Source organism: Enterobacter sp. YSU (assembly GCF_016082135.1).
GTDB lineage: Bacteria > Pseudomonadota > Gammaproteobacteria > Enterobacterales > Enterobacteriaceae > Enterobacter > Enterobacter hormaechei_C.
The window spans coordinates 939,649-953,851 of the sequence record NZ_CP059487.1 but is presented as its reverse complement, the minus strand read 5'-3'; the positions used below and the strand labels follow the sequence as shown (position 1 = coordinate 953,851).

Below are 14,203 nucleotides of genomic sequence, written 5' to 3'. Positions count from 1 at the left end.
GTCATGAAGCTGATACGCGGCATACATAATCTCAGTCAAGCCCCGCACGGGTGCGTGCTGACCATTGGTAATTTCGACGGCGTGCATCGTGGGCATCAGGCGCTGTTGCAGGGATTGCGTAAAGAAGGCGAGGCGCGAGGCCTGCCCGTCGTGGTGATGATTTTCGAGCCTCAGCCGCTGGAGCTGTTTGCAGGCGAGAAATCCCCCGCGCGGCTGACGCGTCTGCGCGAGAAGTTACGCTACCTGGCGGAGTCAGGGGTGGACTACGTCCTGTGCGTACGGTTCGACCGTCGTTTTGCCGCGCTGACCGCACAAAATTTTGTCAGCGACCTGTTGGTCAGGCAGCTTGGCGTGCAGTTTCTCGCCGTGGGCGATGATTTCCGCTTTGGCGCTGGTCGTCAGGGCGATTTCTTGTTATTACAGAAGGCTGGCCTGGAGTACGGGTTTGACGTCACCAGCACGATGACCTTCTGTGAGGGCGGCGTGCGCGTAAGCAGCACGGCGGTACGTCAGGCGCTGGCGAATGATGAACTGGACACGGCAGAAACGCTGCTGGGTCACCCGTTCACAATTTCAGGTCGCGTGGTCCATGGCGATGCGCTGGGCCGCACGATAGGTTTCCCGACGGCGAATATACCGCTGCGTCGTCAGGTCTCCCCGGTTAAAGGGGTCTATGCGGTGGAAGTGGCAGGACTGGGCGAGAAGCCTTTCTACGGCGTCGCCAACATTGGCACACGTCCAACGGTTGCCGGTGTGCGTCAACAGTTAGAAGTACACCTGCTGGACGTTGTAATGGACCTGTATGGTCGCCATATAGATGTGATACTGCGTAAAAAAATACGCAATGAACAGCGATTCGCTTCGCTGGATGAACTTAAGGCGCAAATCGCGCGAGATGAATTAACGGCCCGCGAGTTTTTTGGGCTTTAGAACCGGCTTAACTGCCTACGTGATAAATACGGAACCGAGAATCTGATGAGTGACTATAAATCAACCCTGAATTTGCCGGAAACAGGGTTCCCGATGCGCGGCGATCTCGCCAAGCGTGAACCGGGAATGCTGGCGCGTTGGACCGATGATGACCTGTACGGCATCATTCGTGCAGCCAAAAAAGGCAAAAAAACCTTCATTCTGCATGATGGCCCTCCATATGCGAATGGCAGCATTCATATTGGTCACTCTGTAAACAAGATTCTGAAAGACATTATCGTGAAGTCCAAAGGACTCGCGGGATATGACTCGCCTTACGTTCCGGGCTGGGACTGCCATGGTCTGCCGATCGAGCTGAAAGTTGAGCAAGAGTACGGTAAGCCGGGTGAGAAGTTCACCGCCGCAGAATTCCGCGCGAAATGCCGCGAATACGCTGCCACCCAGGTTGACGGTCAGCGCGCTGACTTCATCCGTCTGGGCGTGCTGGGTGACTGGTCGCATCCGTACCTGACCATGGACTTCAAAACCGAAGCCAACATCATCCGAGCGCTGGGTAAAATCATCGGCAACGGTCACCTGCACAAAGGCGCGAAGCCGGTGCACTGGTGCGTCGACTGCCGCTCTGCGCTGGCAGAAGCGGAAGTGGAGTATTACGACAAAACCTCGCCTTCTATCGACGTGGCCTTCGAAGCGGTCGATCAGGATGCGATCAAAGCTAAATTTGGTCTGCCTGGCGTAAGCGGCCCGATCTCTCTGGTGATCTGGACCACCACCCCGTGGACGCTGCCTGCTAACCGCGCGATCTCCCTCTCTGGCGAGTTTGAGTATGCGCTGGTGCAGATTGATGGCCGTGCGGTTATCCTGGCGAAAGACCTGGTCGAAAGCGTGCTGAAACGCGCGAACATCACCGATTACACCGTGCTGGGCACCGTAAAAGGCGACGCGCTGGAACTGATGCGCTTCAAACACCCGTTCCTGGACTTCGACGTTCCGGCGATTCTGGGCGACCACGTCACGCTGGACGCGGGTACCGGTGCGGTGCATACCGCCGGTGGCCACGGTCCTGACGACTACAACATCAGCCTGAAATATGGTCTGGAAATCGCTAACCCGGTTGGTCCGGACGGCTCTTACCTGCCAGGCACGTACCCGGCGCTGGACGGCATCAACGTCTTTAAAGCTAACGACATCATCGTTGATATGCTGCGCACCAGCGGCGCGCTGCTGCACGTTGAGAAAATGCAGCACAGCTATCCGTGCTGCTGGCGTCACAAGACCCCGATCATCTTCCGTGCGACCCCGCAGTGGTTCATCAGCATGGATCAGAAAGGCCTGCGCGCGCAGTCTCTGAAAGAGATCAAAGGCGTGCAGTGGATCCCTGACTGGGGCCAGGCGCGAATCGAATCCATGGTGGCTAACCGTCCTGACTGGTGTATCTCCCGTCAGCGCACCTGGGGCGTGCCGATGTCTCTGTTCGTACATAAAGAGACGCAGGAGCTGCACCCGAACACGCTGGAACTTATGGAAGAAGTGGCGAAGCGCGTCGAAGTTGACGGCATTCAGGCGTGGTGGGATCTCGACGCCCGCGACATCCTGGGCGCTGACGCAGACAGCTACGAGAAAGTGCCGGATACCCTGGACGTGTGGTTCGACTCCGGGTCTACCCACTCCTCCGTGGTTGACGTGCGTCCGGAGTTTGCTGGTCACGCTGCCGATATGTATCTGGAAGGGTCTGACCAACACCGCGGCTGGTTCATGTCATCGCTGATGATCTCCACCGCCATGAAGGGTAAAGCACCTTACCGCCAGGTATTGACCCACGGCTTCACCGTGGATGGTCAGGGCCGTAAGATGTCCAAATCTATCGGTAACACCGTTTCTCCGCAGGACGTGATGAACAAACTGGGCGCGGACATTCTGCGTCTGTGGGTGGCCTCTACCGACTACACCGGCGAAATGGCGGTCTCTGATGAGATCCTGAAACGTGCTGCTGACAGCTATCGTCGTATTCGTAACACCGCGCGCTTCCTGCTGGCGAACCTGAACGGGTTCGATCCGGTGAAAGACATGGTGAAGCCGGAAGAGATGGTTGTGCTCGATCGCTGGGCGGTAGGCTGCGCGAAAGCGGCGCAGGAAGATATTCTTAAAGCCTATGAGTCTTACGACTTCCACGAAGTGGTGCAGCGCCTGATGCGCTTCTGCTCCATCGAGATGGGCTCGTTCTACCTCGACATCATCAAAGACCGCCAGTACACCGCGAAAGCGGACAGCGTGGCGCGTCGTAGCTGCCAGACTGCGCTGTTCCACATCGCAGAGGCGCTGGTACGCTGGATGGCGCCGATCATGTCCTTCACCGCGGATGAAATCTGGGGTTACCTGCCGGGCGACCGCGAGAAGTATGTCTTCACCGGCGAGTGGTACGAAGGTCTGTTCGACCTCTCCAGCACTGAAGCAATGAACGATGCCTTCTGGGACGAGCTGCTGAAAGTGCGCGGCGAAGTGAACAAGGTTATCGAGCAGGCGCGTGCGGACAAGAAAGTCGGTGGCTCTCTGGAAGCGACGGTGACCCTGTACGCCGAACCGGAGCTGGCGGCCAAACTGACCGCGCTGGGCGATGAATTACGATTTGTCCTGTTGACCTCCGGTGCGAAAGTTGCGGATTATGCCGAAGCTACTGCTGATGCTCAGCAGAGTGAACTGCTCAAAGGACTGAAGGTCGCACTGAGCAAAGCCGAAGGTGAGAAATGCCCGCGTTGCTGGCATTACACCACCGATGTTGGCCAGGTGGCGGAACACGCAGACATCTGCGGACGCTGTGTAAGCAACGTCGCCGGTGACGGCGAAAAACGTAAGTTTGCCTGATGAGTAAAACTCTCTGTTCAACAGGACTGCACTGGCTGTGGCTGGTGGTGGTGGTGCTGATTATTGATTTGGGCAGCAAGTTCCTGATCCTCCAGAATTTCGCTCTGGGGGATACGGTCCCGCTGTTTCCGTCGCTTAACCTGCACTATGCCCGCAACTATGGTGCGGCGTTTAGTTTCCTTGCCGACAGCGGTGGCTGGCAGCGCTGGTTCTTCGCGGGTATCGCTATCGGTATCTGCGTCGTGCTGGCGGTGCTGATGTACCGCTCAAAGGCCACGCAAAAGCTGAATAACATCGCCTACGCGCTGATCATTGGCGGCGCGCTGGGTAACCTGTTTGACCGCCTGTGGCACGGCTTTGTGGTCGATATGATCGATTTCTACGTCGGCGACTGGCATTTCGCGACCTTTAACCTCGCCGATAGCGCAATATGCGTTGGTGCGGCGTTAATCGTGCTGGAAGGCTTCTTGCCTAAACCGGCCGCGAAAGAGCAGGCGTAACAAAACCAGCCGGGTGACGCGTAGCGATCCCGGCCTACAGAATTTGTGGCCCCCGTAGGCCCGGTAAGCGTAGCGCCACCGGGCAACAGGTGACCCAAAACAAGCGAGCAATTTGCATGTCTAAATCCGTACAGAGCAACAGCGCGGTTCTCGTTCATTTCACGCTGAAGCTGGATGACGGCTCCACGGCCGAATCCACCCGCAACAATGGCAAACCGGCGCTGTTTCGTCTGGGTGACACCTCCCTGTCTGAAGGCCTTGAGCAGCAGCTTCTGGGTCTGAAAGAGGGCGAGAAAAAAGCGTTTTCGCTGGAGCCGGATGCGGCATTTGGCGTGCCAAGCCCGGACCTGATCCAGTATTTCTCGCGCCGTGAGTTTATGGATGCGGGTGAACCAGAAATCGGGGCGATTATGCTCTTTACCGCTATGGACGGCAGCGAAATGCCTGGCGTGATCCGAGAAATCAACGGCGATTCTATCACCGTCGATTTCAACCATCCGCTTGCCGGGCGTACCGTTCATTTTGATGTCGAAGTGCTGGAGATCGATCCGGCACTGGAGGAGTAAAATGCAGATCCTGTTGGCTAACCCGCGCGGCTTCTGCGCCGGTGTAGACCGCGCTATCAGCATTGTTGAAAACGCGCTGGAGATTTACGGCGCGCCGATTTACGTGCGTCACGAAGTGGTGCACAACCGTTACGTGGTCGACAGCCTGCGCGAGCGCGGTGCGATTTTTATCGAGCAGATCAGCGAAGTGCCGGACGGCGCAATACTCATCTTCTCCGCGCACGGCGTCTCTCAGGCGGTACGCAACGAGGCGAAAAGCCGCGATCTGACCGTATTCGATGCCACCTGTCCGTTAGTGACAAAAGTGCATATGGAAGTGGCGCGCGCCAGCCGTCGTGGTGAAGAGTCAATTCTGATTGGTCACGCCGGTCACCCGGAAGTTGAAGGCACCATGGGCCAGTACAGCAACCCGGAAGGGGGCATGTACCTGGTCGAATCACCGGAAGATGTCTTTACGCTGGACGTGAAAAACGAAGCCCGTCTGTCGTTTATGACCCAGACGACGCTTTCCGTAGACGACACCTCAGACGTGATTGACGCCCTGCGCCAGCGCTTCCCGAAAATCGTCGGGCCGCGCAAAGATGATATCTGCTATGCAACCACCAACCGTCAGGAAGCCGTACGCGCCCTGGCTGAACAGGCGGATGTGGTGCTGGTGGTCGGCTCGAAAAACTCCTCTAACTCCAACCGACTGGCCGAACTGGCGCAGCGTATGGGGAAAGCAGCTTTTCTGATCGACGACGCAACGGACATTCAGGAAGCGTGGGTGAAAAACGCGGCCTGTGTCGGTGTTACCGCAGGCGCTTCAGCGCCGGATATCCTGGTGCAAAACGTCATTGCCCGCCTGCAAGAGCTGGGCGGTGGCGAAGCGGTGCCGCTGGAAGGCCGTGAAGAGAACATTGTCTTCGAAGTGCCGAAAGAGCTGCGAATCGACGCCCGCGAAGTGGAATAATGTCCTCTCAATCTTCAAAATGCCGGTGGCGAAAGCCTCCGGCATTTTTGTTTCTGGTTAACTGTGATTCACCATCAATATTGACGCTTTTATCACTAGGTTAATCGTTTAATCTGCCATCATGATATTGCTGTTCTCCTCGGGCCGGAGAGCGATATGAATTCAGACATCTTTATGCCACCTCAGTTGACGTGGGCTACCGGCGCGCTAGCCGGCGGGCCGCTTATCCGCAAAACGACTCGTCTTGCGGATCTTCCTGGGATCTTCGCAGACGGCGAGGCGTGGAAGTGCGGCAATCCTCAAAAAAGTGTGTATGACGTAGACGTACTGGGCTCGCCCGTAGGGGAAGGGGCACTCTTCGTTGGGGTAACTCACCTGCGTGCGGGTAACGTGGGCGATGAGTTCTTTATGACTCGCGGTCATTTTCATCAGCGCCGCGAACAGGGGGAGGTCTATTTTGGCCTGCGCGGATGTGGCTTGTTGCTGCTGCAAACGGAGGCGGGCGACGCGCGGCTTGAGCAGGTGACGGCTGGCTCCGTGCATATTATTCCTCCTTTTACAGCGCATCGTTTGATTAACACTGGCAACGAGACGCTATCCTCCCTTGCCGTCTGGCCGAGCATTGCGGGACACGACTATGCGGCGCTGGCAGAGGGCTTCACCCTGCGGATCTTTGCCTCCGGGGAAGGTTACGAGGTGCGCCATGGCTAACTATGGCCTTGATATGACCATCAACCGTCAGCCGCTCGGTTTTTGCTACGGAGAGGATGTTACCGGGCCGATGCCGGAGATCAGAACGCTGGATCAGATCCGCCCGTCGCTGCGCAATCCGGACTGCGAAGGGCCTGAACAGGTATATGCCATCGCGATGGACGTGGCGCGTCTGGCGGACAGGCCGGAGCTCGAAAAACGCATGCTGCTTTTTGGTGTGGTCACCTACGCGGCAGGCACGCTTGGCGATGAGCCGGTCCGCAGCCAGGGACATGTTCACCGTATTAGCCAGCACAGCGGATGGTCGCCCCCTGAGCTGTACGAAATCTGGCAGGGTAAAGCGATTATCTACATGCAGGAGTATGTGGACGACGATCCGGGACGTTGTTTTGCGGTACTCGCGGGGCCGGGTGAAAAGGTACTGGTCCCTCCCGGATGGGGCCATGCGACGATTTCGGCCTCGCCCAATGAGCCGCTGACGTTTGGTGCGTGGTGCGATCGGGAATATGGCTTTGAGTATGAGGCCGTTCGTGCGCGAAAAGGTCTGGCCTGGTATCCCTTAGTTCAGGGTAATCATATTGTCTGGCAGCATAACAGTCACTACAGACCAGGGCGCTTGCAGATGATTACGCCGAGAAGTTATCCGGAATTTGGCATTACTGATGCGCCTGTTTATCAGCAGTTTATTGATGACCCCGCACGGTTCCAGTTTGTTTCGCGTCCGGATAAAGTCGCAGAACTGTGGAATAACTTCCATCCATAAAGAAGCCGGGGCATTGCCCCGGTTTTCTTATCCTGCAAACAAACCGGACGCCACGCCAAGCGCTGCCAGTATAAGCAGCAATATCATGGCTTTTACCGGCGACACGCCGCGTTTTGCCATCAGATACCAGGTCCCCAGCACCACCGCCAGCGGAAGCAGCTGCGGGAAAATACCGTCCAGCATCTGCTGAACGTGAATGTTAACCCCGTCCCGGGTGATGAACTCCAGCCCGGTGCCGAGCTTCACGTAGCTGGCCGCCACGCCGCCCATGACAAATACGCCCAGTAGCGAGAGCGCTTCCCGTAGCCGGGTAGATTTGCTGCTGACCAGCATCTCCACGGAGCCTGATCCCATCTGGTAGCCTTTGAGAAACAGGAACCAGGAGCCAGGGATAATGATGGCCAGCCAGGCAACGGTATAAAACAGTGGACCGAGGATATTTCCGCCTGCCGCCAGCGCCATCCCAATGCTAAGCAGGATCGGGATCAGCATGCCGGGGATCATCGAATCGCCGATCCCGGCAATTGGCCCCATCAGGCCTACCTTCAGGGTATTTATGGTTTCACCGTCAATCGGCTCGCCGTTGGCTTTTTTCTCCTCCAGCCCCAGCGCCATACCGTTAACGATCGCGCCAATCTGTGGCTCCGTGTTGTAGAACGACGCGTGACGGCGCAGCATCTCGGTACGTTGTACCGGGTCGGGATAGAGCTTTTTTGCGACCGGCAGCATGCTCAGGCAAAAGCCGAAGGATTCAAGGCGTTCAAAGCTCATTGAGGAGAGGTTGTGCATCATCCACGCTCGCCAGCAGCGGCGCAGATCCTTGCGGGTGAGTTTACGTTCTTCCATCAGAATTCATCCTCGTCGTCAGGGACAGGTGCTGAAGCCACGGCCTGCGGTGCCTCGGGTTTATAGTTGTAATGAATCAGTGCCAGCAGGGCGCCCACGATCACCAGCGCGACCATATTGAGTTTCAGGAAAACGATGCAAACGAAGCCCACCAGAAAGTAGATGAGCATGGTATAGCTTTTGATGATCTGCTTAAGCAGGATGGCAATACCGACGGCGGGCAAGATGCCGCCCAGCACATTCATGGTGGAGAGGACGATGTGCGGCAGGCTGTCCATAAACCCGCTAATGTACTGTGCGCCAAAAAAGACGGCGATAAAGGTAGGCACAAAGCGCAGCACAAAATTCATCGCCTGCGGCCAGATGGCGCTGTTGAGGTAGATCCCGCGCTCGTCGCCGTTCTCCAGCGCCACATCCGCACGATGGTTCCAGAAGGAGTTCAGCACCATCATCGCATTGAAGAGAATGGTTCCGGCGATCCCAATAGTCGCCGCCAGCGCGACGGCAACCTCAGGTCCTTTGCCGGAAAGTATTCCCAGTGCAATGGCCGGATAAGCCACAAAGTTTAAATCTGCTGGCATCGAGCCGCCGGGTGTCACCATTGCGATATACACCGCCTGCACCGCTACGCCAATCATAATCCCGGTTTTGATATCGCCCAGGATCAGGCCAACCAGCATCCCGGAAATGAGCGGTCGGGAGATGAGATACCAGCCGCCCGTCAGCCCTAAAAGCCACGGACTACTGAGTGCGCCCAGATAACACAGCAGGCCAATTAAAGCCGCTTCGATAATCATGATCCGCTCCTTATTTCAGCTTTTGTCTGGCATCCTGCCAGGTATAAAAACTGGCATCGGGAACCAGGCGGAATTCAATCGCGTGTCCCTGCCCGGTCAGCCACTCGAACGCCGCCGCTTCATCCTGGGTTACCGATTGATTCGGGCCGATGGTGATCGTGTTAGCCCGGGCGCTCATCGGGCCCACGTTAATTTTTCCATTGCTGTTTTTCAGGCTAATGCCCGCCTGCTCAATGCGCTGTAGCGTGAGTGGAGATTTGCCAATCACGAAATAGCGCTTTTCGCTGGCAATCACTTTTGGCAGTTTTTCGATCGCGGTTGCCGTATCGAACAGCCACACTTTAGTATCTGATACGGCTCCTTTCATGACCGACGATAACAGCGGATCGGCCGCAACGGCATCGTCAATGGCAACGATGCCGTCGCAGGGCAGCTCCCTGGCCCAGCGTGTAATGAGCTGCCCGTGGATCACGCGATCGTCAATGCGTACAAAAGAAATACTCATATGCGGCTCCTTAAAAATCGTCTGTCTGTGCAGTATCTGCCGGTTTCGCCTGTACCAGCGTCGGCAGAGTAAGTTCGATAAGCTGCCCGGCAGCCTGATGAACATCGCGAGCCATCCTCACCTCATCGGTTTGCAGTAGCATCGGGAAGTTGACTCCAGCCACCACGGCGACCGGCGGCTGCGTATGTGGGTTAAGCGCGGCCTCACAGGCCACGTTCCACGGCGTGCCGCTTTGCATGTCGCACAGCACCAGCACGCCGTCAGCGTTGACGCTTGCCGCTTCCAGTGTGGAGATGAAATCCTGCCGGAAGCCCTCTATTCCCGCCTGTTCGGTCAGACAAATGGCGTGTACGCCGGGGAGCTCGCCGTATACCATCCGGCCGCTCTCCAGCAGCGCGGCGGCTAACGGCCCATGAGTGGCGACAATAAAATGAATCATCGTTAGCTCCTTACCCAGGCTTTGATAGTCGCGAGGGGGTGTCCGGAAGCACGGGCTGAAGGTGAAATGCGATAGTCACCTACGCTTGCCGGAATGATGAAGGTTTCGGCGTAATGGACGGTAAACGGCTCAAATGCACCGGTTGGGCTGTCGACAATTGCTTCGTCGCCCTCTACCAGATTCAGCACGTTCACGCCGCCGCCGGTGTGGTGCAAAACGGGTTCGCTAAACCAGTGGCGGCGGGTTTCGATAAATTCACGCTCGTGCAGGCCAGTACGCTCTTCACGCCAGCCGTTTCCTTCCGCGACAGGTTCGAACTGATTCACCAGATGCTGATGAACCCACTGCGCGTCGCGCTGCCAGTCGATCACCTTTTCACCGTGCTCCAGGTGTACCGGGCGCGGCAGCCCGTCCAGGCCCAGGCGGCCCCAGTCCCACAGTTTGAAGGTGAAAATATACGGCGTAGCGCTGATCTCCAGCACCATGGTTCCCGCGCCGGAGCAGTGCACCGTCCCAGCCGGGATCAGGAAATGATCGTGCTTTTTTGCCGGAATCTGATTAACGAAGCGGTCGTCATCAAACGGTTTTTCACCGCGACCCGCGCGCCTGAGATCGTCCATCATGGCCTCAGGGTCTGTGCCGGTTTTGGTCCCCAGATAGACGACGGCACCCGGCTCCGCTTCCAGAATGTAATAACTCTCATCCTGGGTATAGTGCATCCCAAACTGCTGCTGGATGTACTCGGTAATGGGGTGGACCTGGAAGCTCAGATTCTGGCCACCCATGGTGTCGAGGAAGTCAAAACGGATCGGGAATTCCGCGCCGAAACGTGCGTGAACTTTCTCGCCCAGCAGAGCACGGGGCTCAAGCAAAACCAGATCCTGAGAGGGGATCTCGATCCGCACTGCGCCAAAACGCAGTAACAGGCTGTTCTCCTCGGGCACGCAGTCAAAACACCACGCGTAATTGGGTGCAGAGGGATCGAGATCGAATTGCTGTTTCATCCACTGGCCGCCCCAGACGCCAGGATCGAAAAAGGGCGCCACGCGGAAAGGCTGGGTGGTAGTTTGCTTCAGCCCGGCTCGCAGGGCCTCGCCGCTGACCATCGCGGGCTGGTTCGTCTGGGTTGTATCCAGTAAAAAATCGGTGCGCCTGAGCAGCGGTGTTTTGTGGCGATCGAAGACGCGCCATTCGACAAAAAAGGCGCGCTTGTAGCGACGAAGCATATCTTCCTGCTGATTATCTGCGCCCCAGTTCCCAGTCTCACCCCGGCGCATACGCTGCTGGATCTCCCAGCGCGGCAGATCGGCATACACCAGCACATCACCCGGATGGACAAGCGTCGCACCGGGACCGTAGATCACAATCAGCCCCCCAGAACACTGGCTCACCCGAACCTGCAACGCCTCCAGACGCGCGGGATCGAAAAACTCTCCAAGCTGGTGGCAGGAGAGAACGCCAAAGACGCGATCGTCTGTGAGGTTGCGTGCCAGCATCTCATGAATGGCACACTCATCCCGTCGCGCCTGTTCAGCATTGATCGCCAGCGTCGGGCGTAGACGCGGCAGCACGTTCTCTTCAAGCTCGGTCATGCGCACGCCCGGATAGCAGTCAATCACCAGCACCGTGCGGCTGCGCTGTTGGGTTTTTGACTCAAGAACGCGGGTTATTGCTTCCCAGCCTTGCCAGGCGCTGTCATCAAAACCCTGTATCGCCACCGTGGGGAATTTGTCGTAGGTTGTCATTGTATCCTCCGTAATCGTTATTTAAGGTTATTCGATTAACCGTATTTGAGAAGAGTGGTTAACGCGATTAACCCGCCATAAATGCGAATCGAATCCAGAACAACAGCGGTAATGTGAAGAGTCTCACAGGGAAAAATGCAAAAAACAGGTTATTCGATTAACCTGTAGTGATGATGAAGGAGACAACATGACGGGAATTACACTGGCCGATGTCGCGAAACGCGCCGGCGTGTCAACGGCGACGGTCTCGATGTTGCTCTGCAACAAAGGCCGCATTTCGCAAAGCACGCGCGAACGTGTGCTTAAGGCGCTGGATGAATCCGGCTATGTCTATAACCAGACGGCAGCCAATTTACGTAACCGCAGCAGTAACCAGGTCGGGCTGCTCTTGCACGATATCACCAACCCTTTTTACAGCGAGATGACGGCAGGGCTAAGTCATGAAATGGAGCGCCACGAGCTGATGCTTTTTCTGGCGAATAGCGAGGAATCGGCAGAGCGACAGCAAAAATTTGTTGATTCACTGATGCGTAATAACGTCGGCGGTATGGTGCTGTGTGCGGCTCGGGAAACGCCCCAGGCCTTTTTTGAGGGTCTGAAGCGGCGCAATATTCCGGCTATCATGGTTGTGCGACCGCTGAACGATCCGGATTTTGATTTTGTCGGAACGGATAACTTCTTAGGCACGCAGATGGCGACGGAGCATCTGCTCAGAATGGGCCATCGGCACATTGCGTTCATTGGAGGGAGCCAGAATTCGGGCTCTCGGGCGCAGCGTATCGGGGGCTTTACCAGCAAGCTGCTGGAGTACGGCGTGACGCCGAATCCTGCCTGGATCAGAACCTCTCACGCCAGCCAAAGCGACGGCGCGCGCGTGGCAGAGGCGTTACTTCTCGAGCATCCACACATCAGTGCGGCAATTTGCTATCAGGATGTTGTGGCGCTGGGGGTGATGCAAAGCTTACGCAAGATGGGCCGTGAGCCGGGACGTGATTTTGCGCTGGTCGGTTTCGATGATATTACCGAAGCGGCTCTGGTGCAGCCCGCATTGACCACCGTATCGGTGGCGGCGAAAGAGATTGGTCGTAAGGCAGGGGAGTTACTTTACAGCCGCATACAGGGCAACGACGAACCCGCCAAACGCATCATTCTGCCGCCTGCGCTGGTGGTGCGGGAATCATGTGGTTTTCGCTGACGATCATGTCTTTCACTGATATCTCACCCTGTTTATCATTAAATTCTAATTATCGGCGTTTTCTGTGGCAGCCTGTGCAAAGGCTGGTTAATCTGAAAACGATTTACATCATTTTAACGTAAGAGAATAACTATGCATGATGCACAGATCCGCGTCGCCATTGCGGGCGCGGGTGGACGTATGGGCCGTCAGCTGATTCAGGCGGCACTACAGATGGATGGCGTGGCGCTTGGCGCGGCGCTGGAGCGTGAAGGTTCATCGCTTTTGGGAGCCGATGCAGGCGAGCTGGCGGGCGCAGGTCAGACGGGCGTTACCGTGCAGAGCAGCCTTGAGGCGGTGAAAGAAGACTTTGACGTGTTTATCGATTTTACCCGCCCTGAAGGCACGTTGGCTCACCTGGCGTTTTGCCGTCAGCACGGTAAAGGGATGGTGATTGGCACCACCGGTTTTGACGAGGCCGGTAAGCAAGCCATTCAGGATGCGTCCACTGAGATTGCGATTGTCTTTGCGGCAAACTTTAGCGTGGGGGTAAACGTCATGCTGAAACTGCTGGAGAAGGCGGCGAAGGTGATGGGCGACTACACCGACATTGAAATCGTCGAAGCGCACCATCGCCACAAAGTCGATGCTCCGTCAGGCACGGCGCTGGCAATGGGCGAAGCGATTGCGTGTGCAATGGATAAAGATTTGAAAGACATCGCGGTCTATTCTCGCGAAGGCCACACTGGCGAGCGCGTGCCTGGCACCATTGGGTTTGCCACCGTTCGCGCAGGTGATATCGTCGGTGAACATACCGCTATGTTCGCCGATATTGGCGAAAGGATCGAAATCACTCATAAAGCATCCAGCCGCATGACATTTGCAAACGGGGCGGTACGTTCGGCATTGTGGCTGAAAGGTAAGCGTAATGGTCTTTTTGATATGCGAGATGTCCTCGAACTCAACAATTTGTAAGCATTATTACCCTTCGTGATGTGGTTATTGCAGTCGTAATTACTTGATTGCATAGGGCAATATTTTATTGCCCTTTTATTTTGTCTGTTTTGGGTGTTTATTGTGTCTAACTGATTTAAAGTAAGTGTTTTGTCGATAATTTCTGTTGCTGAACTGTAAATTTTGACCATTTGGTCCACTTTTTATTCCTGCAAGACGTTCCTTTCTATTAAACAGCATACGCAAGCGGTTTCCACAGTGATTTAGTTGATCTTTTTGCCGCTTAATCTGAGTTCAGACCGCCAGGCTTGCAAAAGAATATACAAAACTCCCGTTTTAAGTTGACTTTTACATGGCAAATCCCCAGAATGCCGCCGTTTGCCAAAAATCCGCTGGCAACACATTTGCATTGATCCATGACATGGTTATGAATTAATATGCAAATAAAGTGAGTGAATA

At 56.1% G+C, this 14,203-nt stretch carries 14 protein-coding genes; 9 read left to right on the top strand and 5 right to left on the bottom strand.

What is annotated here, in order from left to right; translation table 11 throughout:
• Positions 1 to 3: 3 nt before the first annotated feature.
• The 7 genes from ribF to H2Z33_RS04575 all read left to right on the top strand — a co-directional run bounded on the left by ribF (position 4) and on the right by H2Z33_RS04575 (position 7,284).
• Entirely contained in the window at positions 4 to 930 is a 927-nt protein-coding gene (gene ribF / locus H2Z33_RS04605) for a bifunctional riboflavin kinase/FAD synthetase (protein ID WP_003856456.1), read from the top strand.
• Positions 931 to 975: 45 nt separating this feature from the next.
• Positions 976 to 3,792, top strand: coding sequence for an isoleucine--tRNA ligase (gene ileS, locus H2Z33_RS04600; RefSeq protein ID WP_063135027.1), 2,817 nt, complete (start codon positions 976 to 978; stop codon positions 3,790 to 3,792).
• Positions 3,792 to 4,292 (top strand): signal peptidase II, encoded by a 501-nt coding sequence (gene lspA / locus H2Z33_RS04595; protein ID WP_063135028.1) that lies wholly within the window; start codon positions 3,792 to 3,794, stop codon positions 4,290 to 4,292. Before ileS ends, lspA begins: the two co-directional genes overlap by 1 nt.
• A 116-nt stretch (positions 4,293 to 4,408) precedes the next feature.
• Positions 4,409 to 4,858 carry an FKBP-type peptidyl-prolyl cis-trans isomerase gene (gene fkpB, locus H2Z33_RS04590; protein WP_015572634.1) on the top strand — a complete coding sequence of 150 codons (450 nt, stop codon included), beginning with the start codon at positions 4,409 to 4,411 and terminating at the stop codon, positions 4,856 to 4,858.
• A 1-nt stretch (position 4,859) separates the two neighbouring features.
• Positions 4,860 to 5,810: a 4-hydroxy-3-methylbut-2-enyl diphosphate reductase gene (gene ispH, locus H2Z33_RS04585; protein ID WP_017383814.1), complete on the top strand. Its 951-nt coding sequence runs from the start codon at positions 4,860 to 4,862 to the stop codon at positions 5,808 to 5,810.
• Positions 5,811 to 5,966: 156 nt separating this feature from the next.
• The gene (locus H2Z33_RS04580) at positions 5,967 to 6,521 is read left to right on the top strand and encodes a glucose-6-phosphate isomerase family protein (protein WP_032652534.1); all 555 of its coding nucleotides are present in this window, start codon (positions 5,967 to 5,969) and stop codon (positions 6,519 to 6,521) included.
• The gene (locus tag H2Z33_RS04575) at positions 6,514 to 7,284 is read left to right on the top strand and encodes a glucose-6-phosphate isomerase family protein (protein ID WP_063135029.1); all 771 of its coding nucleotides are present in this window, start codon (positions 6,514 to 6,516) and stop codon (positions 7,282 to 7,284) included. The genes H2Z33_RS04580 and H2Z33_RS04575 overlap by 8 nt, the downstream gene beginning before the upstream one ends.
• 27 nt (positions 7,285 to 7,311) lie before the next feature.
• Here the strand turns inward: H2Z33_RS04575 and H2Z33_RS04570 are convergent, their stop codons facing one another.
• The 5 genes from H2Z33_RS04570 to H2Z33_RS04550 are packed head-to-tail and all read right to left on the bottom strand — an operon-like array spanning position 7,312 to position 11,616.
• On the bottom strand, positions 7,312 to 8,130 hold the full coding sequence (locus H2Z33_RS04570) for a PTS system mannose/fructose/sorbose family transporter subunit IID (protein WP_015572637.1): 819 nt from the start codon (positions 8,128 to 8,130) through the stop codon (positions 7,312 to 7,314).
• Positions 8,130 to 8,927, bottom strand: a complete 798-nt coding sequence (locus tag H2Z33_RS04565) for a PTS mannose/fructose/sorbose/N-acetylgalactosamine transporter subunit IIC (RefSeq protein WP_015572638.1) — start codon at positions 8,925 to 8,927, stop codon at positions 8,130 to 8,132. The genes H2Z33_RS04570 and H2Z33_RS04565 overlap by 1 nt, the downstream gene beginning before the upstream one ends.
• 10 nt (positions 8,928 to 8,937) lie before the next feature.
• Complete coding sequence (locus H2Z33_RS04560) at positions 8,938 to 9,432, bottom strand: PTS system mannose/fructose/N-acetylgalactosamine-transporter subunit IIB (protein ID WP_015572639.1); 495 nt, start codon at positions 9,430 to 9,432, stop codon at positions 8,938 to 8,940.
• A 10-nt stretch (positions 9,433 to 9,442) separates the two neighbouring features.
• On the bottom strand, positions 9,443 to 9,871 hold the full coding sequence (locus H2Z33_RS04555) for a PTS sugar transporter subunit IIA (RefSeq protein ID WP_063135030.1): 429 nt from the start codon (positions 9,869 to 9,871) through the stop codon (positions 9,443 to 9,445).
• Between the two features lie 2 nt (positions 9,872 to 9,873).
• Positions 9,874 to 11,616 (bottom strand): class I mannose-6-phosphate isomerase, encoded by a 1,743-nt coding sequence (locus H2Z33_RS04550; protein WP_017694537.1) that lies wholly within the window; start codon positions 11,614 to 11,616, stop codon positions 9,874 to 9,876.
• Between the two features lie 187 nt (positions 11,617 to 11,803).
• Between H2Z33_RS04550 and H2Z33_RS04545 the strand changes: the two genes are divergently transcribed.
• Both H2Z33_RS04545 and dapB read left to right on the top strand, forming a co-directional pair.
• A complete protein-coding gene (locus H2Z33_RS04545) occupies positions 11,804 to 12,811 on the top strand; it encodes a LacI family DNA-binding transcriptional regulator (RefSeq protein ID WP_063135031.1) in 1,008 nt (335 codons plus the stop codon).
• 132 nt (positions 12,812 to 12,943) lie between these two features.
• Positions 12,944 to 13,765 (top strand): 4-hydroxy-tetrahydrodipicolinate reductase, encoded by an 822-nt coding sequence (gene dapB / locus H2Z33_RS04540; protein ID WP_032671442.1) that lies wholly within the window; start codon positions 12,944 to 12,946, stop codon positions 13,763 to 13,765.
• Positions 13,766 to 14,203: the final 438 nt, after the last annotated feature.

Excerpts from the sequence above, each read along its gene's own strand:
- ribF (WP_003856456.1), top strand. The coding sequence starts at position 4 with ATGAAGCTGATACGCGGCATACATAATCTCAGTCAAGCCCCGCACGGG.
- ileS (WP_063135027.1), top strand. The coding sequence starts at position 976 with ATGAGTGACTATAAATCAACCCTGAATTTGCCGGAAACAGGGTTCCCG.
- lspA (WP_063135028.1), top strand. The coding sequence starts at position 3,792 with ATGAGTAAAACTCTCTGTTCAACAGGACTGCACTGGCTGTGGCTGGTG.
- fkpB (WP_015572634.1), top strand. The coding sequence starts at position 4,409 with ATGTCTAAATCCGTACAGAGCAACAGCGCGGTTCTCGTTCATTTCACG.
- ispH (WP_017383814.1), top strand. The coding sequence starts at position 4,860 with ATGCAGATCCTGTTGGCTAACCCGCGCGGCTTCTGCGCCGGTGTAGAC.
- H2Z33_RS04580 (WP_032652534.1), top strand. The coding sequence starts at position 5,967 with ATGAATTCAGACATCTTTATGCCACCTCAGTTGACGTGGGCTACCGGC.
- H2Z33_RS04575 (WP_063135029.1), top strand. The coding sequence starts at position 6,514 with ATGGCTAACTATGGCCTTGATATGACCATCAACCGTCAGCCGCTCGGT.
- H2Z33_RS04570 (WP_015572637.1), bottom strand. The coding sequence starts at position 8,130 with ATGGAAGAACGTAAACTCACCCGCAAGGATCTGCGCCGCTGCTGGCGA.
- H2Z33_RS04565 (WP_015572638.1), bottom strand. The coding sequence starts at position 8,927 with ATGATTATCGAAGCGGCTTTAATTGGCCTGCTGTGTTATCTGGGCGCA.
- H2Z33_RS04560 (WP_015572639.1), bottom strand. The coding sequence starts at position 9,432 with ATGAGTATTTCTTTTGTACGCATTGACGATCGCGTGATCCACGGGCAG.
- H2Z33_RS04555 (WP_063135030.1), bottom strand. The coding sequence starts at position 9,871 with ATGATTCATTTTATTGTCGCCACTCATGGGCCGTTAGCCGCCGCGCTG.
- H2Z33_RS04550 (WP_017694537.1), bottom strand. The coding sequence starts at position 11,616 with ATGACAACCTACGACAAATTCCCCACGGTGGCGATACAGGGTTTTGAT.
- H2Z33_RS04545 (WP_063135031.1), top strand. The coding sequence starts at position 11,804 with ATGACGGGAATTACACTGGCCGATGTCGCGAAACGCGCCGGCGTGTCA.
- dapB (WP_032671442.1), top strand. The coding sequence starts at position 12,944 with ATGCATGATGCACAGATCCGCGTCGCCATTGCGGGCGCGGGTGGACGT.